Source organism: Corynebacterium hiratae (assembly GCF_009708045.1).
GTDB lineage: Bacteria > Actinomycetota > Actinomycetes > Mycobacteriales > Mycobacteriaceae > Corynebacterium > Corynebacterium hiratae.
Window position 1 is genome coordinate 234,717 of the sequence record NZ_VIOG01000002.1, and the last position, 23,728, is coordinate 258,444.

Annotated in this window: 21 protein-coding genes, 2 tRNA genes and 2 pseudogenes; 8 read left to right on the plus strand and 17 right to left on the minus strand. The window is 60.2% G+C overall.

The features are described 5' to 3' along the window. Positions 1-44: 44 nt before the first annotated feature. Together ctaD and nrdF are read right to left on the minus strand one after the other, a co-directional pair. On the minus strand, positions 45-1,736 hold the full coding sequence (gene ctaD / locus FME68_RS02850) for an aa3-type cytochrome oxidase subunit I (RefSeq protein ID WP_046647382.1): 1,692 nt from the start codon (positions 1,734-1,736) through the stop codon (positions 45-47). 351 nt (positions 1,737-2,087) lie between these two features. Then, complete coding sequence (nrdF, locus tag FME68_RS02855; protein ID WP_046647383.1) at positions 2,088-3,077, minus strand: class 1b ribonucleoside-diphosphate reductase subunit beta; 990 nt, start codon at positions 3,075-3,077, stop codon at positions 2,088-2,090. Positions 3,078-3,202: 125 nt separating this feature from the next. Here nrdF and FME68_RS02860 point away from each other — a divergent pair. Beyond that, positions 3,203-3,891 (plus strand): annotated as a pseudogene (locus tag FME68_RS02860) (FadR/GntR family transcriptional regulator). On the opposite strand, the gene nrdE reads toward FME68_RS02860, so the two are convergent. The 4 genes from nrdE to ykgO form a co-directional block, all read right to left on the minus strand. Beyond that, positions 3,888-6,050: a class 1b ribonucleoside-diphosphate reductase subunit alpha gene (gene nrdE, locus FME68_RS02865; RefSeq protein ID WP_070680990.1), complete on the minus strand. Its 2,163-nt coding sequence runs from the start codon at positions 6,048-6,050 to the stop codon at positions 3,888-3,890. The pseudogene FME68_RS02860 and the gene nrdE sit on opposite strands and share 4 nt — an antisense overlap. Positions 6,051-6,113: 63 nt before the next feature. Further along, positions 6,114-6,539, minus strand: a complete 426-nt coding sequence (gene nrdI, locus FME68_RS02870) for a class Ib ribonucleoside-diphosphate reductase assembly flavoprotein NrdI (RefSeq protein WP_070680979.1) — start codon at positions 6,537-6,539, stop codon at positions 6,114-6,116. A gap of 9 nt (positions 6,540-6,548) precedes the next feature. Further along, the gene (gene nrdH / locus FME68_RS02875) at positions 6,549-6,788 is read right to left on the minus strand and encodes a glutaredoxin-like protein NrdH (protein WP_046647387.1); all 240 of its coding nucleotides are present in this window, start codon (positions 6,786-6,788) and stop codon (positions 6,549-6,551) included. Positions 6,789-7,229: 441 nt separating this feature from the next. Further along, the gene (gene ykgO, locus FME68_RS02880) at positions 7,230-7,352 is read right to left on the minus strand and encodes a type B 50S ribosomal protein L36 (protein ID WP_003847162.1); all 123 of its coding nucleotides are present in this window, start codon (positions 7,350-7,352) and stop codon (positions 7,230-7,232) included. Positions 7,353-7,569: 217 nt separating this feature from the next. On the opposite strand from ykgO, the gene nadE reads away from it, so the two are divergent. Both nadE and FME68_RS02890 read left to right on the plus strand, forming a co-directional pair. Beyond that, the gene (gene nadE, locus FME68_RS02885; RefSeq protein WP_439329283.1) at positions 7,570-8,382 is read left to right on the plus strand and encodes an NAD(+) synthase; all 813 of its coding nucleotides are present in this window, start codon (positions 7,570-7,572) and stop codon (positions 8,380-8,382) included. A gap of 119 nt (positions 8,383-8,501) precedes the next feature. After that, positions 8,502-9,611 carry an HNH endonuclease signature motif containing protein gene (locus tag FME68_RS02890; RefSeq protein WP_158395852.1) on the plus strand — a complete coding sequence of 370 codons (1,110 nt, stop codon included), beginning with the start codon at positions 8,502-8,504 and terminating at the stop codon, positions 9,609-9,611. Positions 9,612-9,731: 120 nt separating this feature from the next. Here the strand turns inward: FME68_RS02890 and FME68_RS02895 are convergent, their stop codons facing one another. The 7 genes from FME68_RS02895 to pgm form a co-directional block, all read right to left on the minus strand. Further along, positions 9,732-10,460: a fructosamine kinase family protein gene (locus FME68_RS02895; RefSeq protein WP_158395854.1), complete on the minus strand. Its 729-nt coding sequence runs from the start codon at positions 10,458-10,460 to the stop codon at positions 9,732-9,734. Between the two features lie 48 nt (positions 10,461-10,508). Then, positions 10,509-10,581 (minus strand) — tRNA-Ala (locus FME68_RS02900). A gap of 22 nt (positions 10,582-10,603) precedes the next feature. Next, positions 10,604-10,676: transfer RNA gene (locus tag FME68_RS02905), tRNA-Ala, on the minus strand. An 85-nt stretch (positions 10,677-10,761) separates the two neighbouring features. Further along, complete coding sequence (locus FME68_RS02910; RefSeq protein ID WP_158395856.1) at positions 10,762-11,514, minus strand: DsbA family protein; 753 nt, start codon at positions 11,512-11,514, stop codon at positions 10,762-10,764. 57 nt (positions 11,515-11,571) lie between these two features. Beyond that, on the minus strand, positions 11,572-12,039 hold the full coding sequence (locus tag FME68_RS02915; RefSeq protein ID WP_070516121.1) for a MauE/DoxX family redox-associated membrane protein: 468 nt from the start codon (positions 12,037-12,039) through the stop codon (positions 11,572-11,574). A gap of 17 nt (positions 12,040-12,056) precedes the next feature. Continuing rightward, positions 12,057-12,518 carry a MauE/DoxX family redox-associated membrane protein gene (locus FME68_RS02920; RefSeq protein ID WP_158395859.1) on the minus strand — a complete coding sequence of 154 codons (462 nt, stop codon included), beginning with the start codon at positions 12,516-12,518 and terminating at the stop codon, positions 12,057-12,059. Positions 12,519-12,524: 6 nt separating this feature from the next. Then, positions 12,525-14,147, minus strand: coding sequence for a phosphoglucomutase (alpha-D-glucose-1,6-bisphosphate-dependent) (pgm, locus tag FME68_RS02925; RefSeq protein WP_158395862.1), 1,623 nt, complete (start codon positions 14,145-14,147; stop codon positions 12,525-12,527). Positions 14,148-14,230: 83 nt separating this feature from the next. Between pgm and FME68_RS02930 the strand changes: the two genes are divergently transcribed. Together FME68_RS02930 and FME68_RS02935 are read left to right on the plus strand one after the other, a co-directional pair. Next, positions 14,231-14,548, plus strand: a complete 318-nt coding sequence (locus tag FME68_RS02930; protein WP_070516125.1) for a fluoride efflux transporter family protein — start codon at positions 14,231-14,233, stop codon at positions 14,546-14,548. Then, on the plus strand, positions 14,545-14,904 hold the full coding sequence (locus FME68_RS02935; protein WP_158395864.1) for a fluoride efflux transporter FluC: 360 nt from the start codon (positions 14,545-14,547) through the stop codon (positions 14,902-14,904). The genes FME68_RS02930 and FME68_RS02935 overlap by 4 nt, the downstream gene beginning before the upstream one ends. A 37-nt stretch (positions 14,905-14,941) precedes the next feature. On the opposite strand, the gene FME68_RS02940 is transcribed toward FME68_RS02935, so the two are convergent. Both FME68_RS02940 and FME68_RS02945 read right to left on the minus strand, forming a co-directional pair. After that, on the minus strand, positions 14,942-17,488 hold the full coding sequence (locus FME68_RS02940; protein ID WP_158395867.1) for an ABC transporter permease: 2,547 nt from the start codon (positions 17,486-17,488) through the stop codon (positions 14,942-14,944). A gap of 3 nt (positions 17,489-17,491) precedes the next feature. Continuing rightward, complete coding sequence (locus FME68_RS02945; protein WP_158395869.1) at positions 17,492-18,232, minus strand: ABC transporter ATP-binding protein; 741 nt, start codon at positions 18,230-18,232, stop codon at positions 17,492-17,494. Between the two features lie 93 nt (positions 18,233-18,325). Between FME68_RS02945 and FME68_RS02950 the strand changes: the two genes are divergently transcribed. Both FME68_RS02950 and crtI read left to right on the plus strand, forming a co-directional pair. Then, the gene (locus tag FME68_RS02950) at positions 18,326-19,174 is read left to right on the plus strand and encodes a phytoene/squalene synthase family protein (protein ID WP_070547169.1); all 849 of its coding nucleotides are present in this window, start codon (positions 18,326-18,328) and stop codon (positions 19,172-19,174) included. 2 nt (positions 19,175-19,176) lie between these two features. Next, the gene (gene crtI, locus FME68_RS02955) at positions 19,177-20,688 is read left to right on the plus strand and encodes a phytoene desaturase family protein (RefSeq protein WP_144013815.1); all 1,512 of its coding nucleotides are present in this window, start codon (positions 19,177-19,179) and stop codon (positions 20,686-20,688) included. On the opposite strand, the gene FME68_RS02960 is transcribed toward crtI, so the two are convergent. After that, positions 20,689-21,591 carry a DUF2262 domain-containing protein gene (locus FME68_RS02960; RefSeq protein ID WP_230308862.1) on the minus strand — a complete coding sequence of 301 codons (903 nt, stop codon included), beginning with the start codon at positions 21,589-21,591 and terminating at the stop codon, positions 20,689-20,691. Between the two features lie 85 nt (positions 21,592-21,676). Between FME68_RS02960 and mgtE the strand changes: the two genes are divergently transcribed. Then, positions 21,677-23,041: a magnesium transporter gene (gene mgtE, locus FME68_RS02965; protein WP_070681949.1), complete on the plus strand. Its 1,365-nt coding sequence runs from the start codon at positions 21,677-21,679 to the stop codon at positions 23,039-23,041. Positions 23,042-23,214: 173 nt separating this feature from the next. Here mgtE and FME68_RS02970 read toward each other — a convergent pair. Continuing rightward, positions 23,215-23,601: pseudogene (locus FME68_RS02970) on the minus strand (transposase); the annotation flags it as partial. Between the last annotated feature and the right edge of the window lie 127 nt (positions 23,602-23,728).

The following is a 23,728-nucleotide window of genomic DNA, read 5'->3' on the forward strand; positions in this document are numbered from 1 at the left end:
TGATGGGGAGGCGGCGTTATCAGGAGTACTCAGCTCGTGAGTGCTTAGTGGCCGGTGTGTGCTTCCTCGCGCATGCGCTTAACCATGTGCGGGTAGTGCAGCTCGAAGGCCGGACGCTCGGAGCGGATGCGCGGCAGGGACACGAAGTTGTGGCGCGGCGGCGGGCAGGAGGTAGCCCACTCGAGGGAGTTGCCGTAGCCCCACGGATCGTCCACGGTGACGATCTCGCCGTAGCGCCAGGACTTGAAGACGTTCCAGACCAGCGGGATAACCGAAGCGCCCAGGACGAAGGAGAAGATGGTGGAAATCTGGTTGAAGACCGTGAAGCCATCAGACTCCAGGTAGTCGGCGTAACGACGCGGCATACCCATGTTGCCCACCCAGTGCTGAATCAGGAAGGTGCCGTGGAAGCCGATGAAGGTCAGCCAGAAGTGAATCTTGCCCAGGCGCTCATCGAGCATGCGTCCGGTCATCTTCGGGAACCAGAAGTACAGGCCAGCGAAAGCGGAGAACACCACGGTACCGAACAGGGTGTAGTGGAAGTGAGCAATCAGGAAGTAGGACTCAGCAAGGTGGAAGTCCAGTGCCGGGGAGGCCAGCATAATACCGGTCATACCGCCGAAGAGGAAGGTTGCCAGGAAGCCCATGGCGAAGATCATCGGGGTATCCCAGGTGATGTGGCCCTTCCACATGGTGCCGACCCAGTTGAAGAACTTCACGCCGGTCGGAACCGCAATCAGGAAGGTCATGAAGGAGAAGAACGGCAGCAGAATAGCACCGGTCACGAACATGTGGTGAGCCCACACGGCCATGGACAGCGCACCGATGGCCAGCAGAGCAAAGACCAGGCCAATGTAGCCGAAGACCGGCTTGCGGGCGAAGACCGGCACAACCTCAGAAATGATGCCGAAGAACGGCAGTGCCAAGACGTAGACCTCCGGGTGGCCGAAGAACCAGAAGAGGTGCTGCCACAGGATAGCGCCGCCGTTGGCGGAGTCATAGATGTGGCCGCCCAGCTTGCGGTCATACAGAACGCCCAGCGCTGCGGCGGTCAGCAGCGGGAAGATCATCAGTACGATGACGGACGCGGTGAAGACAGCCCACGTGAAGACCGGCAGACGGAACATGGTCATGCCCGGTGCACGCAGGGTGAGGACCGTGGTGATCATGTTGATGGCGGAAGCAATGGTACCGACACCGGTAGCACCCACACCGACGATCCACATGTCAGCACCGATGCCCGGGGTGTGAACCGAGTCAGCCAGCGGCATGTACATGGTCCAGCCGAAGTCAGCAGCGCCGCCCGGGGTCAAGAAACCCGCGAGCATCACGATTCCGCCGGTCAGGGTAATCCAGAAACCGAAAGCGTTCAGACGTGGGAAGGCCACATCCGGCGCACCAATCTGCAGGGGCAAAACATAGTTACCGAATGCCCACACCACTGGTGTTGCAAACAGCAGCAGCATGACGGTGCCGTGCATGGTGAAGAGCTGGTTGAACTGCTCGTTGGACAGGAACTGCAATCCTGGGGTGAAAAGCTCAGCGCGAAGCAGCAGAGCCATGAAGCCACCGAGGAAGAAGAAGCTGAAGGACATGATCATGTACATGATGCCCAGCTGCTTGTGGTCGGTGGTGGTTAGCATCATCCAGGCCTTGGAACCAGTCTTTGCGTTACCAGTCGGCTCTGGACGTGTAGGCGCGACGTAATCGTCGAGCCGTGGCGCCACAGCGGTCATAAAATCCTCCTGAAGAACAAGTGCTTAACCACATCGGCATCACGCGCTTTCTCGCGCCACACGCTCAGTAGTCAAACACCTAGGTTTACTCGCATTATATTAGGCCACCTCAGGGCCTAATTTCCAGCGCTCTGTTATTTTCCGCCAACCTTGCTAACCCCGTTTGGAGCAGATAACGCCATGTACGGGGCCAACTACCTACACCACGCCCTAGCACACGGTGATCTAGAACACATGAACGCGGGGGTGTCGTCCCCCAAAACCCGAAAACGCACCCCCTGAAAGAATCAACCTTTCGGATGATCCCTGCCAGGAGGTGCGGTACGGCGACAGGTAAATGCGAGGAACTAGCTAGAAGTCCCAGTCATCATCGGTCGTTTCCTCTGCCTTACCAATCACATAGGAGGAGCCGGAGCCGGAGAAGAAGTCGTGGTTCTCGTCCGCGTTCGGGGACAGCGAGGACAGGATAGCCGGAGACACGCGGGTCTCATCCGCTGGGAACAGCCCCTCGAAGCCGAGGTTGTTCAGAGCCTTGTTGGCGTTGTAGCGAAGGAAGCGCTTCACATCTTCGGTCCAGCCCAGCTCGTCATACAGATCCTCGGTGTAGTCGATCTCGTTCTCGTAGAGGTCGTAGAGCAGGTCGAAGGCATAGCCCTTCATTTCCTCCTGCTCCGGCCCCGACAGCTTCTTGTATCCCTGCTGGAACTTGTAGCCGATGTAATAGCCGTGGACGGCCTCATCGCGGATGATGAGGCGAATGATATCCGCGGTGTTCGTCAGCTTCGCGCGCGAAGAGAAGTGCATCGGCAGGAAGAAACCGGAGTAGAAGAGGAAGGACTCCAGCAGCGTGGAGGCGACCTTCTTCTTCAGCGGATTGTCACCCTGGTAATAGGACATAACAATCTTGGCCTTGCGCTGCAGGTTCTCATTTTCCTCAGACCAGCGGAAAGCATCGTTGATCATCGGGGTCGACGCTAGCGTCATGAAGATATTGGAGTAGGACTTCGCGTGCACCGACTCCATGAAGGCGATGTTGGTGTAGACGGCCTCTTCGTGGGGCGTGACGGCGTCGGGAAGCAGCGATACCGCACCCACGGTGCCCTGGATAGTGTCGAGCAACGTCAGGCCAGCGAAGACGCGCATGGTGGTCTCCTGTTCCTTCTCCGTGAGCGTCTTCCAGCTCTGGATGTCGTTGGACACTGGGACCTTCTCGGGGAGCCAGAAGTTGCCGGTTAGACGATCCCACACCTCAAGATCCTTCTCATCTGGAATGGTATTCCAGTTGATTGCCTTCACCGGAGCCTCGTGGCTGGCGATGTAATCGTCGTACTCGTGAGACACGCACGTCACCTCGTCTTACTAGTAATTTGTGAGTCTGGTGCCATCGTACCCGGTAAAACTAGGGGCCAAAATTCCTGCATGTTTTATACTTGAGCCCTACTCCCACGACCCCGAGTTTCGATGGAATGACTGAACCCTCCGCTCCCCTACTCAGCACCGTTTTGGACGCGTTGGGCACTGATATCGTCAGTGGCGCCCTCCCCGCCGGTGAACGTTTTACGCTCAACGACCTCTGCGAGCGCTTCGGCATTTCCCGAACCGTGGCGCGCGAAGCCATGCGCGCACTGGAGCAACTGGGAATGGTCTCGTCCTCGCGCCGCGTCGGCATTACGGTGCTCCCCATCAGCGAATGGGCGGTCTACGATCCCGCTATCATTTCGTGGCGCTTGGGCTCGGAGAAAGCGCGCGATAGCCAGCGCACCTCCCTTAATGATCTGCGCCTCGCCATCGAGCCTGTCGCCGCGGGCTTAGCCGCACAGCACGCTTCCCCTGAAGATAAGGAAGAGATTCTGGGGCTGGCCCAGCGCCTCCAGGTCACGCCCACGCGGCGCGTCGGCGAGCACCTCGCCACAGATCTGCGCTTCCACGCCATGGTCCTCCACGCCTCGGGCAATGAGATGTTCTCAGCGCTGAGCCCCTACCTGCTGTCCATGGTGCGTGGGCGTTCGCTCTATGGTTCCCGCAAGCGAAACCCGACGCCGGTACCGCCCAGCTTCACCTCGATTTGGCAGAAGCCATCAACCGAGGCGACTCACCTGAGGCAGAAAAAATCGCACGCGCCATCTTGCTTGAGGCGCGTGCGAATAAGGGTTAGAGCATGCAGGAAACGCAGCCCTCAATCTCAGTACCCTCCAGAGCCATCTGGCGCAGGCGGATGTAGTAGAGGGTCTTAATGCCCTTGCGCCAAGCGTAAATCTGGGCGCGGTTGATATCGCGGGTAGTAGCGGTGTCCTTGAAGAACAGCGTCAGCGACAGACCTTGGTCAACGTACTTCGTGGCCTCGGCATAGGTATCGATGATCTTCTCGTAGCCGATCTCGTAGGAATCCTTGAAGTACTCCAGATTGTCGTTGTCCATGTGCGGCGCCGGGTAGTAGACGCGGCCGATCTTGCCTTCCTTACGAATCTCAATCTTGGACGCGATCGGGTGAATCGAGGAGGTCGAGTTATTGATGTAGGAGATCGAGCCGGTCGGCGGCACCGCCTGCAGGTTGCGGTTGTAAATGCCATGCTTGGCGACGTCCGCCTTCAGCTCCGCCCACTCCTCAGCCGACGGGGTGTGGATCGACGACTTAGCGAAGAGCTCCTTGACCTTCTCCGTGCGGGGAGCAAAGTCGGCCGGATCGTAGCGGTCGAAGAATTCGCCGCTCGCGTATTCAGATTCCGGGAACTCCGTGAAGTACTCGCCGCGTTCACGCGCCAGCTTGTTAGATGCGCGCAGCGCGGCATACATGATGGCCGCAAAGTAGGCGTTGGTGAAATCGAGGCCTTCCTCCGAGCCGTACTCGATGTGCTCGCGACCGAGATAGCCGTGCAGGTTCATCTGCCCCAGGCCAATGGCGTGGGAATCATCGTTGCCTTTGCGCACGGAAGGCACGGAGTTGATGGAGGTCTTGTCGGCCACGGCGGTCAAACCGCGGATGGCCGTTTCCACCGTGAGGGCGAAATCCGGAGAATCCATGGTCGCGGCAATGTTGAGGGAGCCAAGGTTGCAGGAAATGTCACTGCCCAAGGTCTTGTAGGTGAGGTCCTCATTGAGCTCCGACGGGGAGTTTACCTGCAGAATCTCCGAGCAGAGGTTCGACATGTTGATGCGCCCGGTCTTGACCGGGTTGGCACGGTTCACGGTGTCCTCGAACATGATGTACGGGTATCCGGACTCGAACTGCAGCTCCGCGACGGTCTGGAAGAAGTGGCGAGCGTTGATCTTCTTCTTGCGAATACGCGGATCCTCGACCATCTCTTCGTAGTGCTCGGTGACGGAAATATCGCCGAAGGCCTTACCGTAGACGCGCTCAACATCGTACGGGCTGAACAGGTACATGTCGTCGTTGTTCTTCGCCAGCTCGAACGTAATATCCGGGATCACGATGCCGAGCGAGAGGGTCTTGATACGGATCTTCTCATCCGCATTCTCGCGCTTGGTGTCGAGGAAGTTCATGATGTCCGGGTGATGTGCGTTGAGGTAGACCGCACCAGCACCCTGACGAGCACCCAGCTGGTTGGCGTAGGAGAAGGAATCCTCGAGCAGCTTCATTACGGGGATGACGCCGGAAGACTGGTTCTCGATGTGCTTGATGGGTGCGCCCGACTCGCGGATATTGGACAGCAGCAGAGCGACGCCGCCACCGCGCTTGGACAACTGCAGAGCAGAGTTAATGGAGCGGCCGATCGACTCCATATTGTCCTCGATGCGCAACAGGAAACAAGACACCAGCTCGCCGCGCTGTGCCTTGCCGGCGTTGAGGAACGTCGGGGTGGCCGGCTGGAAGCGACCGGTCATGATCTCATCGACAAGGCGCTCTGCCAGCTTCGTGTCTCCGTCAGCCAGGAACAAGGCAGTCATAGATACACGGTCCTCGAAGCGCTCGAGGTAGCGGCGACCGTCGAAGGTCTTCAACGTGTAGGAGGTGTAGTACTTGTAGGCACCCAGGAAGGTCTTAAAGCGGAACTTAAAGGCGTAGGCGCGCTTAAACAGGGACTTGATGAACTCAAAGTCATACTGCTCGATCAGTCCCGGCTCGTAGTACTTGTTTTCTACCAGGTAGCGCATCTTTTCTTCCAAGTCATGGAAGTAGACTGTGTTCTGGTTGACGTGCTGGAGGAAGAACTGGTTCGCGGCCTCGCGGTCCTTGTCGAACTGAATCTTGCCATTCTCGTCATACAGGTTCAGCAGGGCGTTGAGCGCATGGTAGTCCAGCTGCTCTTCCGGCTTCACAGGTTCAGCGACGGTCTTACCCAGTTGCGTGGTCACGACGTTCACGGGCCTTTCTTTGCTATGGCGAAATGGAGAGATGGGTTGGTAGGAATTAAAGCCTTAGGCGGCTAAACCTAAAGCGGCCGCGTTGGCCAAGAGGCCTTCACGGCAAATTGTGACATCTTCCTCGGTTCCGAGAAGTTCGAAGCGGTACACATAAGGAACCTTACACTTGGCTGCGATGACCTCGCCGGCCTTGCCAAAGTCACTGCCGAAGTTGCTGTTACCTCCGGCCACGACAGCACGAATGAAACCGCGGTTGTGTTCGTCATTCAGGAAACGAATAACTTGCTTGGGGACAGGCCGCGTGTTCCGCCCACTCATCGATGCCCCTCCCCCATACGTCGGACAAATCAAGACGTAGGGTTCATTCACAGTGATGGGCTCATCGCTGAGACGCAGCGGGATGCGGACGCTGGGAAGGCCGAGCTTCTCGACGAAGCGGTGGGTGTTTTCCGTAGCGGAAGAGAAATACACGACCAACATGGTTTTGTCCTAGGCGCTCGCCGCCATCGCAGAGAGTGCCTTGATGCGGTCAGGACGGAAGCCGGACCAGTGCTCACCGTGCGCCTCAACGACCGGTGCTTGGACGTAACCCAGAGCCATCACGTAGTCGCGGGCATCATCATCCAGGGAGATATCCACCGTCTCATATTTGAGGCCAGCACGGTCGAGGGCCTTCTTGGTGGCGTTGCACTGGACACAAGCTGGCTTGGTGTAGAGGGTGATGCTCATGTGACGTTCCTTTAGCTTCCTTCGGCACTACACGCGGAGTGACTGTTGAATTCGATACGAGCAGAGCGTTCAGCGGCTCTGCATGCGAGCTCTGAGCGGTGATGTAGGGCCGCCGCCCGAGCAACATCAACGACACTATACTTTGTGCCCGCACCCCGCAACTAACACAATATGTAGTAGTTACATGGCTGGTATTCCCAGGATGTAACTCGGCCCGACCCCACATGTTGACACCCCGCCACAACCCCCACCGCCACGGCGGTAACTACACGGGTGATATTCCCTGCACGTTTACCAAACGTTCACTCAGTTTGTGACAAAGTCCACAAAAGGGAGCAGGCCACTCTGCGACGCCTCCCCCGACCCCAGCCGACGAAGGGAGGCATAAAAAAATCCGCCGCCCCCACAACGCGGGGACGGCGGACCAAGGACACTTGTTTCTTAGCCCTGGCGAGCCTTGAAGCGCGGATCCTTCTTGTTGATCACGAAGACCTTACCGTGGCGGCGAATAACCTGGGCGCCCGGCTTCTTCTTCAGCGACCGAAGCGACTTGCGAACCTTCATCGGGCGCTCCTTTCGTTATGCGCAATCTTGATGCGATTGATTAGTTCAAAGCACAGCTGGGCAAACACCCAGCAATGACACGAGGAAAAATATTACCCCACGAGCGCCTCATTACCAAAACACTCACGTCATCGAGAAGTAGCCACGCCAACTTTTCCTCGAACCAACCTCGCAGACCCTCGGACCACCGCCGCGCGTGATGGCTACCATGGTCGCTATGACACAAGCATCCAGGGAGCTTCAGGAAGAGATCATCGCTGCGCTAGGGGCGAAACCCTCCATTGATCCGGCAGAGGAGGTTGAACGCCGCGTCGACTTCCTCGCCACGTATCTACGCAACACCGGCGCTCAGGGCTTTGTCCTCGGCATTTCCGGTGGTCAGGATTCTACCCTTGCCGGTCGCTTGGCCCAGCTGGCCGTCGAGCGTGTCGATGGCGCTCACTTTTGGGCCGTACGTCTTCCCCATGGCACGCAAGCGGACGAGGACGATGCGCAAGTAGCGCTCGATTTCATCCAGCCCGATTACCGGCTCACCATCAACATCGCGGACGCCACAGCGGCTCTCGACGGCGCCGTTGCGTCCGCACTCAACACGGAGCATTTGGACGATTTCAACCGTGGAAATCTAAAGGCACGCCTGCGCATGTCCGCCCAATATGCGGTGGCTGGTGAGGTCGGCGCACTCGTTATCGGAAGCGACCATGCCGCCGAAAACGTCACGGCTTTCTTTACCAAGTGGGGCGACGGCGCCGCTGACGTCATCCCGCTCGCCGGACTCAACAAGCGTCAGGGCGCTCAACTTCTCGAGCACCTCGGGGCACCCGAGTCCACGTGGAAGAAGGTTCCTACCGCCGACTTGGAGGATGACCGCCCACAGCTATCTGATGAGGAAGCACTCGGCGTGACCTATGCCCATATCGACGACTACCTCGAGGGCAAGGCCGTGCCTGACGACGCCCGCGAGCGCATCGAAAGCCTCTGGCGCCGCGGCGCCCACAAGCGGATCATGCCGCCCGGCCCCACCAACTAATAAGGTCTCGCCAGCCCCTCCCCTAGGGGCTTTTCTCATGCCAGCCCCATTACCCCTCTAACCAGGAGTTTTGTTCCTCCGGTTGCGGGGTCGGGAGTGCTGTTTTAGTCTCTGTGCCCATGGGGGATATCGAAACCTACATCCGCCTCCGCAACTCGGGGATTGCGCTGGTGGAACACATACCTGGCACACCCGAAAAGCTCCGCGCGCTCGGCGCCGACCCAGCCGACGCCACAGAGCTTGCCGGCCTTAACCAGGTCTACTTCGGCCCCACCCGCTTTAGCGGAAAACAACGCAAAGCCCGCGCGTCCGCACTCAAACAACGCCACAGCCTGAGCACCCTCACACTGATTGAGTCCTACGTTTCAAAGGTCAAGAAGACCTTGGATGCGTGGAACCTCCGCGCCAAACTCGCCGCTGCTCCCGCACACCGCATCCCCACCGTGGCCACCGCACGGCTTAAAGAACTCAAGCGTAAAAGAACCGCCAAACCAGGCGTGCGCATCACCTACCGGGAACAAGGCCCTAACACCCTCTCGATTACCGATGATGCCACCACGATTGCCAACATGCGCGCAGTCCTAGAATCCACCAACAACACCGACCTGCTTCAAGCCGCCAACGACGTCTTCTTCAAAGAGGGCACTGGTTCCAAACCGGCGGTGCGCACCCAAGTCATCGTCACCCTGAATGAGTTGGACCAGATCATTAACGGTGACGGGGACGAAATAGAGCTCAACCTCACCAACGGCGCGCGCATGACAGGGGCAGAATTCCTCACCCACAAGTTTGCCGAAATCGGGTATGCCACCATCGTGCACCCTGTCGAAGGCCCCATCAACACCTGGCGGCTCGAGCGCGGGGCAAACTTCAACCAACGCCTTACCCTGCACGCGGAATTCCACACCTGCTCACGCCCTGGCTGCAATAAACCAGCCGACTACTGCCAAATCCATCACCTCATCCCTTGGCAGGCTGGTGGCTACACCAACATCAAGAACCTGACGTTTTTGTGCGCCTACCACAACGGCATTAATGACGATGACCCACAAAGGCCTACCGGGCGCGGCTACATGTACCGCTTGAACACCGGAGTCAGCTTCATCCCACCGTGGGGTACCCCGATAACCGCGATGCCGGAATACCAAGAAGCACTAGCCAGACTCACCGCCGAAAAAGCAGCCACAGCGCCAGCCCAGCCACCGGACCCACCACCCGACAGCAGCTAACACCCACATCACCTTGAAGCGCAGACAGGACACCACCAACCACCAACACACACCGACACCCGCCGACCACAACAAGGTGCGCGGGTATATCGGCGATCCCAGGTACCTAAAGCCACATCGTCAGGCTCTCCGCAATGCCTCAAGCGTGGCGCGTGCGGCTCGCTCAAGCGGGGCATAGTACGCCGGACCATGCGTCAACGCATGGACAGACAACGGGTGCAGCTGATGCATCGGCACCCACTGGTGATACTCCTCCTCCACTCCATAACCCCGCAGAATCTCGTCATAGAACGGCGTCCCGAACAACTCCAGCATGGCCAAGTCCGTCCACGGATGCCCACCGTGCGCAGCAGGATCAATCATGACCGCAGTATCCTCTTGGAACAGCACATTGCCCGCCCACAAATCACCGTGGATTCGCGCCGGCGCAACATCCCAATCGACCGCCGCAATGGCATCAGCCGCGGCATACACGCTCTCGCTCACCCCTTCCGGCAAACCACCGAGAAAGGGCTTAATACGCTGCTCCGCGTAAAATTCACCCCATCGCTCGCACGGCTCGCAGGGCTGCTCCACCCGTCCAATAAAGTTGGCGCCCTCCCACCCCGCAGGTGGCGCACCGAAAGCAGGAGCTCCGGCTTGATGCACTCGGCGCAACGCCTCACCAAATGCCCGCGCAGCGGCGGCACTCGGGCGCGACTCCCTCACACGCCTCGTGCTTATCGACGTCCCCGTAACCCCTACGACCTCAGCCACCACGCGCTCATCCGCCTGAGCCAACCACCTCAGCCCGGCAGCCTCCGCACCAGCCTGGTCGGGAGAAGAAACCGTCTTTGTAAAAACATCCATGCCCCCAGCATAGAAAAAGGCCGCCTCCAGAAAGAAGGCGGCCAGCGGTGGAGCTAACGGGATTCGAACCCGTGACCCCCACACTGCCAGTGTGGTGCGCTACCAACTGCGCCATAGCCCCAAGGCGGTATTGAATTATGAAGTGGAGCTAACGGGATTCGAACCCGTGACCCCCACACTGCCAGTGTGGTGCGCTACCAACTGCGCCATAGCCCCTCATACGAGGTGCAACCTTCACGATTGCAACTCGTATCAATATATCCGCTCCCCATTCACTCACCAAATCGCGAGTTGGGACGCCTTATTTAGTGACGATGTCAACCCATTCCATGATGGACGTGTTCTGGTCTTCCGGAATATCCTTGCCATCCTGGATGATTCGCGGCGAGGAAACCTGGCCGGTTTCGCTCTCCAGCTTTTCGTAGTTCGAGGTCACCAGCGGGTTTCCTTCACCAACCGGGGCTTCCTCAATGGCCTTCACCGTGGCATCATCTGCGCCCAGTTCCTTCGCGGCAGCAGCGAAGTCTTCCATCTCCCACTTGTTGTACACCTTGGACTGATTCTCCATGAGGTACTTACGCAGGTTCCAGTAGAGCTTGGCGTCACCGGTCTTTGCTACCTGCTCCATCGCAGCAGCGGCCTTGGAGGAGTGGCCCGTGTTGGACTTGATGCTCTCCAAGCCGTTCGGGCTGCCGTCGAGGAAGTTGAGGGTGCGCACGTGCACGACGAGCTCGCCCGCATCAATCGCATCCTTCATCTGCTCGTCGGTTTCCTTCGCCAGGTCACCACAGTGCGGGCAGGAGTAGTCCTCGTACAGGTCTACTTCGGTTGCGTCCTTTGCTGCATCCGCGGACTTGAGGGTTACCGCATTGTCCGCGTAGGAAATCTCCATGGAGACGTCCTCTGCGGCGTAGTCCCCTAGCGCATCGGTCTGTGCACCTCGCCCTTGGTAGACGATGTATCCGATGACCACGGCAATAATAACCAGCAGAACAGCGAGGCCCCAGACGAATCCACTATTGCCTTTGGAGTTGGGGTCTTTGACTGTACTCATTAAACAACCTTGCCTTTATGACTTAAGTTCGAACAGATGAAAGCCTACACACCACTGTTAAGGGTGCAATGCAAACTTGGTGAAAGGACGCTTGATCGTCCACACCATTAAGACAGAATAGAAGACATCTCGCAGAAGTGTCATCATGTAATTCATCACTTGCGCGTCTTCATCAGGGCTCACGGAGAAGCAACCGCAATCAATTCCAAGTCCCCGCGCCCACGCCTGCGCGATGCCGATCATGAACAGCACCAGAACTATTTGCCCAACCCACGCCGATGGTCGCAAAAACAGCCCCAGCAAAAGCAGCAGGCCGCCACATATCTCCAGCGGGCCAATCAGGTAGGACAAGTAGTGCGACCACTCAGGGGTAAAGATTTCATATGCCTTGATGCTTTGCGACACCGCGAGCTGATCCGTCAGCTTCGACGCCCCCGCCTTGATCCATACATAGGCCATATAGAATCGCGCGAATGCACTAATGATGTCGAGCACGAGTGGTGCGCTGATTTTGGTTTTGGTCACGGAGTTAGCCTAACAATCTACGGGTGAAGGGCATAGCGGCGGTAGGGGCGCCGGATGGTCCAGACAGTGAGGGCGAGGAAGAAAGCGTCGCGAAGCAGCGTCAGTGCGTAGTTCATGCCCTGGCTTACGTCGGCAGGGTCGTAGCCAAAACACCCGCAATCAATGACGAGCCCCCGCGCCCACGCCTGCGTGATGCCCACCATGAACAGCACCACAACCATCGCAGCGACTGACGACGCCTCCCGCAAGAACAGCCCCAACAACAGCAGCACCCCACCCATGAGTTCTAGGGGCCCGATGAGGTAGGCCAAGTATCCGGACCACTCCGGGGTAAAGATGCCATAGGCCTCGATGGCCTGGGTCATCTCCATCCGGGCATCCAGTTTCTGTATGCCGGCGATAATCCACACGGCGGCCATTCCATAGCGCGCGAGCGCGCTGATGAGGTCAGGCGCCGATATGGATCGTGAGGTTGTCATAAACCATTAGCCTAGACCTCCGAGAACCTGTGACACCAGCGCCTGTGCTTCTTCCTGCACCTGCTTGAGGTGTTCTTCGCCACGGAAGCTCTCAGCGTAAATCTTGTACTTATCCTCCGTGCCGGACGGGCGCGCGGCAAACCACGCGTTCTCCGTCGTCACCTTGAGGCCGCCGATCGCCGCGCCGTTGCCCGGCGCCTCGGTGAGCTTGGCGACGATCTCCTCGCCCGCCAGCTCCGTAGCCGTCACCTGCTCCGGGGAGAGCTTCTTCAGGATGGCCTTCTGTTCACGGGTAGCTGGGGCGTCGGTGCGCGCATAGGCCGGCGCACCATATTCCTCCGCCAGCTCCGCGTAGCGCTGCGACGGGGTCTTACCCGTCACCGCCAGGATCTCCGCGGCCAGCAAGTCCAAGATGATGCCGTCCTTGTCGGTGGACCACACCGTACCGTCGAAGCGCAGGAAGGAAGCACCGGCGGATTCTTCGCCGCCGAAGCCGAGGGAGCCGTCGACAAGCCCCGGCACAAACCACTTGAAGCCCACCGGCACCTCCACGAGCTCACGCCCCAGGCTGGCCACGACGCGGTCGATCATGGAAGAGGACACCAAGGTCTTGCCCACACCCGCATTTCCCCACTGGGGGCGGTGGCTAAACAGGTACTCGATGGCCACCGCGAGGTAGTGGTTCGGGTTCATCAGCCCAGCATCCGGCGTAACAATGCCGTGGCGGTCCGCATCAGCGTCGTTGCCCGTGGCCAGGTCGTACTTGGAACGATTATCCACCAGTGAAGCCATGGCGTCCGGGGAGGAGCAGTCCATGCGGATCTTGCCGTCGGTATCCAGCGTCATGAAGCGGAAGGTGCCGTCGACATCGGGGTTCACCACGGTCATGTTCAGCTCGTAGTGCTCAGCAATTGCCGCCCAGTAGTCCACCGAGGCGCCGCCCATCGGGTCCGCGCCGATGCGCACGCCGGCTTCCTTGATAGCCGCCATGTCCACGACGTTGGCCAAATCGGACACATAAGAGTCGAGGTAATTGTGCTTGACGCAGCGCGCATCGAGCACGCCGTCAACCGCCACGCGCTTCACGCCCTCGAGCCCGGCACGCAGGTACTCGTTGGCCTTGGCGGCGATCCAATCGGTGGCATCGGTATCCGCCGGGCCGCCCGTCGGCGGGTTGTACTTGAATCCGCCATCGCGCGGCGGGTTGTGGGAGGGGGTAATCACGATGCCGTCGGTGCCCGGGTTGGTCAGGATGGCGTGGGAGACGGCCGGGGTCGGGGTGTAGCGGCCGCGGTCATCCACCCGAACCTCCAGTTCATTGGCAAGGAGGACCTCGAGGGCGGAGACCATGGCGGGTTCGGACAGGGCGTGGGTGTCGCGGCCGATGAAGATGGCGCCCGTGGTGCCCTGCTCTGCGCGGTAGTCCACGATGGCCTGGGTGATGGCCAGGATGTGGGCCTCGTTGAAGGCGGTGTCCAAGGCGGAGCCGCGGTGCCCAGAGGTGCCGAAGGAAACCTGCTGGTCAGGGTTATCGGCGTCGGGGGTGCGGGTGTAATACGCGGTGACCAACTCCGCGATATCGATGAGATCCGAAGGCTGGGCTAGTTGGCCGGCGCGCTCGTGTGCCATGGTGGTTTCCTCCTTGGGGATGTGGATGTACCTTAAGCTTGCCTGCTTCACGACGTTTTCGCATCCCAACTAGGATGGTGCCTATGCCACAGATCCTTCTTGTGGGCTGCGGGACCGCGCTCGGGGCGCTGGCCCGCTTTGGCCTTTCTTCGCTTCTCGGGGGCGGCGCGCTGCCGCTGTTGCTCATCAACGTTGTTGGCAGCGCTGTGATGGGCTATGCCAAACCGCCCGCGTTTTGGGGCACGGGTTTCTTAGGCGGCTTTACCAGCTTTGCCGCGTTTGCGTATCTCACTTCAGGTTTCGGGCCGGCGCAGGCGGGGGCATATGTCCTGGCAACGGTCCTGGGCTGCACCGTGGCGTACCTGGTCGGTGACCGTCTCCAGGCTCGGAGGCGCGCATGATGCTCTCCATCTTGGCCGTACTCGCCGGCGGTTTTGTGGGCGGTTGCGGGCGCTACCTGTTAACCCGCATCCTGCCCTCCCCCACGTGTACCTTCGCCGCCAACCTCATCGGCTCTGCGGTGGCCGGCGTGGCCTATGGCTACGCCACGCACGCGCACACCCCCGAGTACTTCCTCCCCTTGCTCGCGGCCGGCGTGGCGGGCGGGCTATCGACATGGTCCACGTTGGCCAAAGAGCTCGGTGACATGATTAAGGCCAAGCGCTGGTGGCGCTTGGCGCGTTATCTCTTCTGGACGGTGGGCCTGGGCATCGTCCTGGCGTGGCGCGGGGCGTGGGTCGGCTCGCTTTTGGCCTAGCCTTCTCACCGCACTCCGCGTCTAAGCGCGCGAAGTGTTAGTCGGCGATGGCGTCCAACGGCGGGGTCTTTGCCGCGCGGTGGGCCGGCCACAGGGCAGCCAACACACCGACGATGCCGGAGCCGACGAGCATGACGACGAGCATCATCCACGGCACCGTCGTGGAGTCGAGGCCTTCGTCCGCAAGCACGGAAATGAAGGACCACCCCATCCCCAGTCCCATGAGGATGCCCATGAGAGCACCGAAGAGAGCAATTTGTACCGATTCCACGGTGATCATCGTGCGAATCTGGCGGCGCTGGGTGCCCACCGCGCGCAGCATACCGATCTCTTGGCGCCGTTCAATCACACCGAGGGTGAGGGTATTGACAATGCCCAGGATCGCGATGACCACAGCCAACGCCAGCAGCGCGTAGAGGATTGTGAGCATCTGGTCAATCATGCCGGCGGCTTCGCCTGCGTATTCCTCGCCGGTGCGCACCTGCACCACGACGAGGTCCTTGACGGATTCCTCCAGGTTGGCGCGCAGCTTTTCCTTGTCATAGCCTTCCTCCGCGTTCACGGAGACCACCATGACGTTGAGGCTAGCCGGGTCGACGACCTCTGTTGCCGCGGAGGCGGAGACAGCTAAGCGCGGGAGCATCTGGAAGGGCTCATACGTGCCGAGGAGCTTCACCTGCGTGGTACGAGACGGATCCGGGCCCGCCAGCTCATAACTCTGGCCGACCTCCCAGCCATGCTCTGCAGCCAGGTCGGCTTCGGCGATGAAGCCCGGCTCCTCGCCCGTCTTCAGCGATCCTTCCACCAGGGTGAGGTTAAGGACGTCATCGGCGTTGCCGTCAACCACCTGGCTGATGGCCATCTCCGGGCTGTAGTTCATCGAGGCCTGACCATCGACCTGCAACGGCGCAGTACTCATCGCCACGACCTGCCCGGCGCCCTCGGTATCGCGGGCGCGCTGCGCCGTCTCATTCGGCGTCGGGAAATTGCCCGATGTCGGACCCGACAGCAGGAAGTCCGCGCGGGCGTCCTGCTCCACGGCATCCGCGACCGAGGTTTTCATCGTCGCGCCAAGCATTCCGATCGAGGTCACCAGCGCCACGCCCAGCATGAGGGCGAAGGCGGTGGCGGCCGTACGGCGCGGGTTGCGCGCCGAGTTCGTCGACGCCAACTTGCCCACCGCACCAAACGGTGCACCAATCACGCGGCCGATCGCCGGAACGATGGGCAGGGAGATGGCCGGTCCAGCCAGGAAGAAGCCAAGGATCAGGTTGAGCGCGCCAAGACCCACGAGGGAGGCACGGATGCCCGTGGAGGCGTCGATAAGCACGCCGAGGACCGCGAAGATAATGCCCGCGACGAGCAACAGTCCACCCAACACGCTGCGCACGAGGAGCGAAGAACCGGCAGCAGACTCGGTTGTGCGCATGGCTTCCACCGGCTTTACCGCACCCGCGCGGCGCGCCGGCGCCCACGCGGACACGATGGTGACCACCGCGCCCAAGAGCAGCGGCACGACTACTGCGCTGACGCTCAGGCCCAGACCGCCGCCCATGGGCATGTCCTTAGCTTCAAAGACTGCCTTGATGAGTGCGACTAAGCCCATACCTGCCACCACGCCGACGGCTGAGCCGACGAGCCCCACGATGAAGGCCTCCGTCACCACCGAACGCGTGATCTGGCTGCGGGAAGCACCGAGCGCACGCAGGAGCGCGAACTCCTTGGTGCGCTGGGCCACGATCATGGAGAAGGTATTCGCGATAATGAACGTGCCCACCAGCAGCGCGATGAGGCCAAAGGCGATGAGGAAGTAGTTGACGAATTTCAGGGCAGAGGAAATCTGATCCGACAGCTCATCGGCCAGCTTCTGGCCGGATTCCGCCTCGACCTCGAAGGTGTTGTTGAGGTGCTCCACGAGCGCATCGGCATCGACGCCGTCGGCCGCAGCGACCTTCAGCTGGGAAGAGTCTCCATAGCGCTCAACGAAGGCCTCGTGTTCCATGAGCAACGTCAGACTGGGGCCCTGGTCCACCACAGGCTTGACGACGCCCACGACCTTCACCTCATCGCGCTGGTCCGGGTGCACGACGAGGAGGGTGTCGCCGACGTGGATGCCGAACTTCTCGGCGGCGGAGTCGTTGATAAGGACTTCGCCGGTCCCGTGGGGCTCGGAGCCGTCGACAAGCGTGGCGGGCTCACCGACGGATTGATCCTCCGGGTAGTAGGGCTGCACGCTGGACGTGCCCCCGCCGGTCTGGAACGCCTCGGCGTCTTCGTTGGCCACCACGACCGTCTGGCTGCTTTGCATGTTTACCGCGCGAACGTCGGGGTCGGCGGCGATGTCATCGCGCATCTTCTGATCCAGCTTCGGGCCGTTTTCCTTCTGGCTCACGGCCGCATCCACACCGGTAAATGCGGTAGACACCGCAGAGTCGAAGGTGTTCGACAGCGAGTTGGTGAACATGAAGGAACCCGAGATAAACGCGGTACCCAGCACCACCGCCAGCAGGGTCAGGGCAAGGCGCAGCTTATGCGCGAGAATATTGCGCACGGAGACCGTGCGCATGGTGTTCTTTGTGGCCATGCTCTAGCCCTCGATTTCTGCCATCACGGCGTGGATGGACTCCATGGTCGGATTCATGAGCTCATTAACCAGGCGGCCATCGGCGAGGAAGACCACGCGGTCGGCGTACGAGGCGGCCTTGGCGTCGTGCGTAACGATAACCACGGTCTGCCCATCCTTGTCCACGGCGGTGCGCAAAATGTCGAGCACCTCGGCGGAGGAGTTCGAATCCAGGTTGCCGGTGGGCTCATCACCGAAGATGATCTCCGGACGGGAAACCAGGGCGCGCGCACACGCCACGCGCTGCTGCTGGCCGCCGGAGAGCTCGGCTGGGCGGTGGGACAAGCGGTGGGACAGGCCAAGGCGCGTGGTGACCTCATCAAACCACGCCTTATCGACCTTGTTGCCAGCGATATCGGAAGGCAGCGTGATGTTCTCTGCCGCGGTCAACGTGGGCACCAGGTTGAAGGACTGGAAGATGAAACCCAGGCGGTCGCGGCGCAGGGCGGTAATGTCTTTATCGCTGAGCTGCGACATATCGGTGTCACCGATGAAAGCCGAGCCGGACGTCGCCGAATCGAGGCCCGCCATAGTGTGCATGAGGGTGGATTTGCCGGAGCCCGACGGGCCCATGATGGCGGTAAAGGTATTGCGCGCGAACTCAACGTCGACGTGGTCCAACGCGGTGACTGCGGTATCTCCCTGACCGTATTGTTTGAACAGGTCAACGGCGCGTGCCGCGGCAGTCGTCGTTGGGGTGGTCATGGACGTGTTCTCCTTATAGATGGGGAAAGTAACGTCACTACCCTATCTTGCCCTGGGTAAGTTATGTGACGCGTGTGGTCTAAAATATGCTCCATGCGCGCATCCCTTTCCGCTCTAGAGCATTACGACCGTTGTGCCGAAGCAGCCGCGGCTCAGGTCATGCGCCACTACTCCACCAGTTTTTCCCTGGCCACGCGGCTTCTCTCACCCAGGGTGCGCGTGGATATCCGTAACTTATACGCCATGGTGCGCACGGCCGATGAGATCGTCGACGCGGGGCTTGCTCCCCAGGACGCCGCCGTGCTTCTCGACGCCTACGAGGCCACCGTCCGCGCCGCCCCCTCCCAGCGTTTTCACGCCGACCCCGTGGTGCACGCGTATGCGCTCTCCGCGCGGCGCTGCGGGTTCCAGGACGAGCACATCGCAGAGTTCTTTGCTTCCATGCGCTGCGATCTGACCCAGAGCACGCACACACACGACTCCTTCGAGAACTACGTGTCCGGCTCCGCGGAAGTCATTGGGCTCTTGTGTTTGGATGCTTTCTACGCCGGTCAGGCGCGACCGGCCGGCATCGAGGAAGGCGCGCGGCGCTTGGGCGCGGCGTTTCAGAAGATCAACTTCTTGCGCGATCTGCGCGAGGACTCCGCAGACCTCGGCCGCTCGTATTTTCCAGCGCTGCCCGATCCCACTGGCTTGGACGAGGAGAGGAAGGCTGCCATCATCGCTGATATTCGCGAGGACCTGTCTGTAGCGCAGGGTGCCATCGAGTTGCTGCCGCGCGGCTCCCGCATGGGCGTGGCGGCGGCTACCGCCCTCTTTACTGAGCTCACCGACCAGCTCGAGGCAACCCCCGCCGTCGAGATCCTCACGACAAGGGTGTCGGTATCACCAGCGCGTAAGGCCTTCCTCGTGAGCCGGGCAGCTGCATCGGCGGTGAAATAAACATGGGCAAGCGGGTTGTCGTCATCGGCGCTGGCATCGCGGGGCTTGCCACCGCGGCGTTGATGCTGCGGGAGGGCTGGGACGTGGTCGTCGTCGAGAAGCAGCGTAGCGTCGGCGGGCGGGCGGGAGTCCTAGAAGTCGACGGCTTCCGTTTCGATACGGGGCCTTCGTGGTATCTCATGCCGGAGGCTTTTGATGAATTTTTCCGGGCCTGTGGGACGAGCACCGAGCGTGAGCTGGACCTCGTCCCCCTCTCGCCTGCGTATCGCGTGTACAACGAGGACGGCGCGTTCCTGGATGTGGAGAGCGGCGTGGAGAAGGTCGCGCACCTATTCGAGTCTATTGAGCCGGGCGCGGGTGAGCGCGTACGGGCGTATTTGGCGCGCTCCTCCGACGTCTACGCGGTGGCGCTGAGCAGCTTTTTGTACACCACGTTTTCGCGCCCTACTGAGCTGCTAACACGGGAGGTGCTCACGCGGCTGGGCACGCTCGCGCTGCTGCTGACTCGTTCGCTAGATGCGCTGGTGGCCGCCCAGTTTAAGGATTACCGCCTGCGCCAGGTGCTGACATACCCCGCGGTGTTTCTCTCCACCGAACCGCAGGCCGCGCCGGCACTGTACTCTTTGATGAGCCACACGGACTTGGTGGAGGGCGTGCGCTACCCCTTAGGGGGCTTCGCAGCCGTTGTCGACGCTATCGCGCGGCAGGCAGCGGGCGCCACCTTCGAGCTTGGCACGGCGGTGGTAGCCATCAACCACGCGCACGGGCGCGCGACGGGCGTCACGCTTGACGACGGCCGCACGATCCCCGCCGACGCCATCGTCTCCGCCGCTGACTTACACCACACAGAAACCGCTCTGCTTCCGAAGGAACTGCAAACGTATTCGGAACGCTACTTTTCCCACCGTGACCCTGGCCTGGGAACTGTCTTAGTCTTCCTCGGCGTGAAGGGGGCCCTTCCGCAGCTGGCACACCATACACTGCTATTCAGCACAGACTGGACCCCCGATTTTAGGGCCGTCTACCACGGCCCTGAGCCGTTGCGGCCACTGGGAGCTTCTGAGTCTATCTACATATCCAAGACATCCGCGACGGATTCCGGCGTGGCTCCGGAAGGCTACGAGAATCTTTTCATCCTCGTCCCCGTTCCGGCAGAAGAATCCTACGGCCATGGCGATGCCTACGGCGCTGCGGAATCTCCCCGCGTGGGCGCCATCGCCCGCGCCGCCGTAGCGCAGCTGGGGGCTTGGATAGGGATTGAGGACCTGGAGAAGAGGGTCGTCGTCAAGCGCACGCTCGGCCCCGCCGACTTTGCCGAGCAGTACAATTCCTGGTCCGGCGGCGCCGTGGGCCCTGCACATACGCTGCGCCAGTCCGCATTTTTTCGAGGCCGGAACCAATCCCGTAAGCTGCCCAACCTGTACTACGCCGGTGGCACCACGGTGCCGGGTGTAGGCGTGCCGATGTGCCTGATTTCAGCCCACAACGTCCTCACGCGGATGCGCGAACAGTAACTAAGCGTCGAGCTCAAGGGATGCAGGCGTACCGTTGCGTCTTATCTTCACTGTTACGGGATGACCACCAAAAAGATAGCCATCATCAAACTCCACGCTGAGATTCCCACGTTGGGGAACCTCGACGGCAACGGGAGTGAGTTTGGCGTATACGTCGCTGGCAGTGAGTTCCGGCGCTGGGACGCTGTTGCCCTCGGACAAGGCGACGTCGTGGCGCCAACGGTTGGCGGCTCGGAGGGCCTTTGCAGCAGCAAAGCGCTGGGCCTCATCGAGTAACTCGGAACTGAGCACCTTGTTGATCACGGTGAGGGGTGCCTCGAATTTTCGCTTGAGATTCGTACTCTCCGCGAGAAGAAGCTCCTCCCCTTCATACACGATGCTGATATCAACTCCGAGTTCTTCTGCCCTGCCTTCGAATGTATTTGTACAGCGGTCGAGCACTAACGGACCGAATGCGGAATCAAGCTCTACCGGAACGTCAATCCGGGCAAGGAGCTGCTCCATGGCTGCATCGGCCACATCTGGAAGAATCTCCCAGATATCGACATAGTGTTCCTTACTCCTCTCGTGGTAGTGGTGGCTACCCCGAGCATGAAATACCCTGAAAGGCTCAAGTTCTGAAATTTCACGCGGATCCCACAGTGTCTTTCCTGCGACTGTCTGGAAGAGCTGCGGATAGCGCACGGCGACGTCACCAGTAATCAGCTCTCCTTCTGGCAGCAATTTTAAAGCGACTCCAGGCAAGCTCATGAGTTGAATGTGCGTTTTGTCCTCAGCATAAGGGTCATCGCTCACCGACTTCTCCGGCGTGTCTGCCACGACGAAGAGAAACTCTGCCTCTTCGAAGCTCAGTAGCGTTTTAACAACATCATTGCCCGAAAATTCACGGTAGAGGGAAAGCATGCCGCAATAGTACATCTGCGCAAAGGCCGTGCAGCGCTGCATAGCGTAGTCTGAGGAGGTTGACGTCGAGTGGAAAGGCGAAGCGATGGCAGAAACTACTGAGCAGGCCAGCGAGACCGTAGAGGCATGGCTGAAGCAAGAAGACGCTATCGATCCTAAAAAGGCCCCTCGTCTCCAGGAGCTCTTAGCCCGCGTTCCCCGTCAAGACCTCATCGCGATTGTGGAGCGTCAAAATGCTCTCCGCGCTGCGCTAGCCCTCCGCCTGCTGCCGCGGGAAAAGTCCATCGCAGTCTTCGACGCACTCGATGCAAAGCACCAAGCGGACATCATTGATGAGCTGGGCAACGCCGATGTCTACGAGTTCTTCGACGAGTTGGACCCCGAAGACCGAGTGGCGCTCTTGGATGAGCTGCCCGCGGAGATTGCGGATCGCCTCCTCCGTTCACTGACCCAGACTCAGCGCGACGTGACCGGAGTGATCCTTGGATACACGAAGGGCTCCGTCGGGCGTCGTATGTCGCCAGAGGTGCCCGACATTCACCCGGAAATGAGCATGGAAGATGCCCTGTACACGCTCCGGGATACGGCCGATGAACTGGAGACCATCTATACCGTTCCGGTGACGCGCAAGGACCGGCGTCTGGTCGGCGTCGTCAGCCTGCGCGAACTCTTCACGGCTGAGCGCGGTGTACTCATTGAGGACATCATGAACGAGCCGGTATATGCATACGCGACTGCCGACGCCGAGGAGACCGTGCGGTGGTTCTTGCCCCTCGATATGCTAGCTCTGCCAATTGTGGATGATTCACACCGCCTCGTTGGCCTTCTTACCTGGGACGATGCCACGGACATCATGGAGGAAGCGGACAGCGAGGACTCGGCGCGCTCCGGTGGTACGGAAGCGCTCCAGCAGCCATACCTGTCGACGCCGTTGCTCAAGCTCGTGCGCTCCCGCATTCTCTGGCTGCTCGTGCTCGCTGTGTCAGCTCTGCTGACCGTGCGGGTTCTCGATTCCTTCGAGGACACCTTAGCCAAGGCGGTTGTACTGTCGCTGTTCATCCCTCTCCTCACCGGCACGGGCGGTAATACTGGAAACCAGGCAGCGACTACTGTGACCCGCGCGCTCGCGCTTGGCGACGTCCGAACGCGCGACCTCCTTTCTGTAATGTGGCGCGAACTTCGCGTCGGAATGCTGCTCGGCGCCGTACTGGGACTGGCTGGTCTCGTCTTGGCGACGGTGATCTACGGCCTCGATATCGGTATCGTGATCGGCTCCACCCTGTTTCTTATCTGCTCAATGTCAGCGACAGTTGGCGGCCTCATGCCGATTGTGGCAAAGACGGTTGGCGCGGATCCCGCTGTCTTTTCTAACCCGTTCATTTCCACGTTTTGTGACGCGACGGGCTTGATTATCTACTTCTTCATCGCAAAGTCGGTCCTGGGTATCTAGCCCGATAGAAGCTTCGGCGCTGCATCGCACAGCCTGCCGACCTTCCTGCGGCCGTACTAGAGCCGCATCGTCCTCTTGGAAACAAGTCCTTAGCACCCTAGAGCAGCTGGGCTTCCACATGCATGACACTAGAGCGGGCCTGACCCCCGGAAAGTAGACACGTCGGGGGTTAGCTATGCTGCTTGGGTCAGTGTAGTTGATGTGAGTGCTTCGAAGTCATCGGGGGCTAGAAGATTGCACCAGGAGTGTCGTCTGCGTGTGTTGTAGCGCATGCACCATCGGAAGACTTCTCGGCGGCAGACGATGGGATTGTCAAACACTTTCCGATCACGCAGAACTTCACGCTTTAGGGTGGCGTTAAACGATTCTGCCAGGGCATTATCGGCACTCGTTCCCACTGCTCCCATGGATTGGCGCACGCCTAGCTGGGCGCAGTGGTCCCTGAATGCTTGTGAGGTGTACACACTGCCGTGATCGGAATGGAAAATTGCCCCTTTAAGGCTTCCGCGGACTTTTCTGGCATGGGATAAAGCTTCGATAACCAGCGATACCCGCATGTGTGTTCAGAAGACTGAAATGGTAGCGGTGTGGTGAGTATCTGGTAGCGCCTGAGTGAGTATCCGGTAGCGGTGTCTTACTCAGGCGTTGTTGGTGGTTATGTGTTGGTGGTGAGGCGCATGTTTGGTC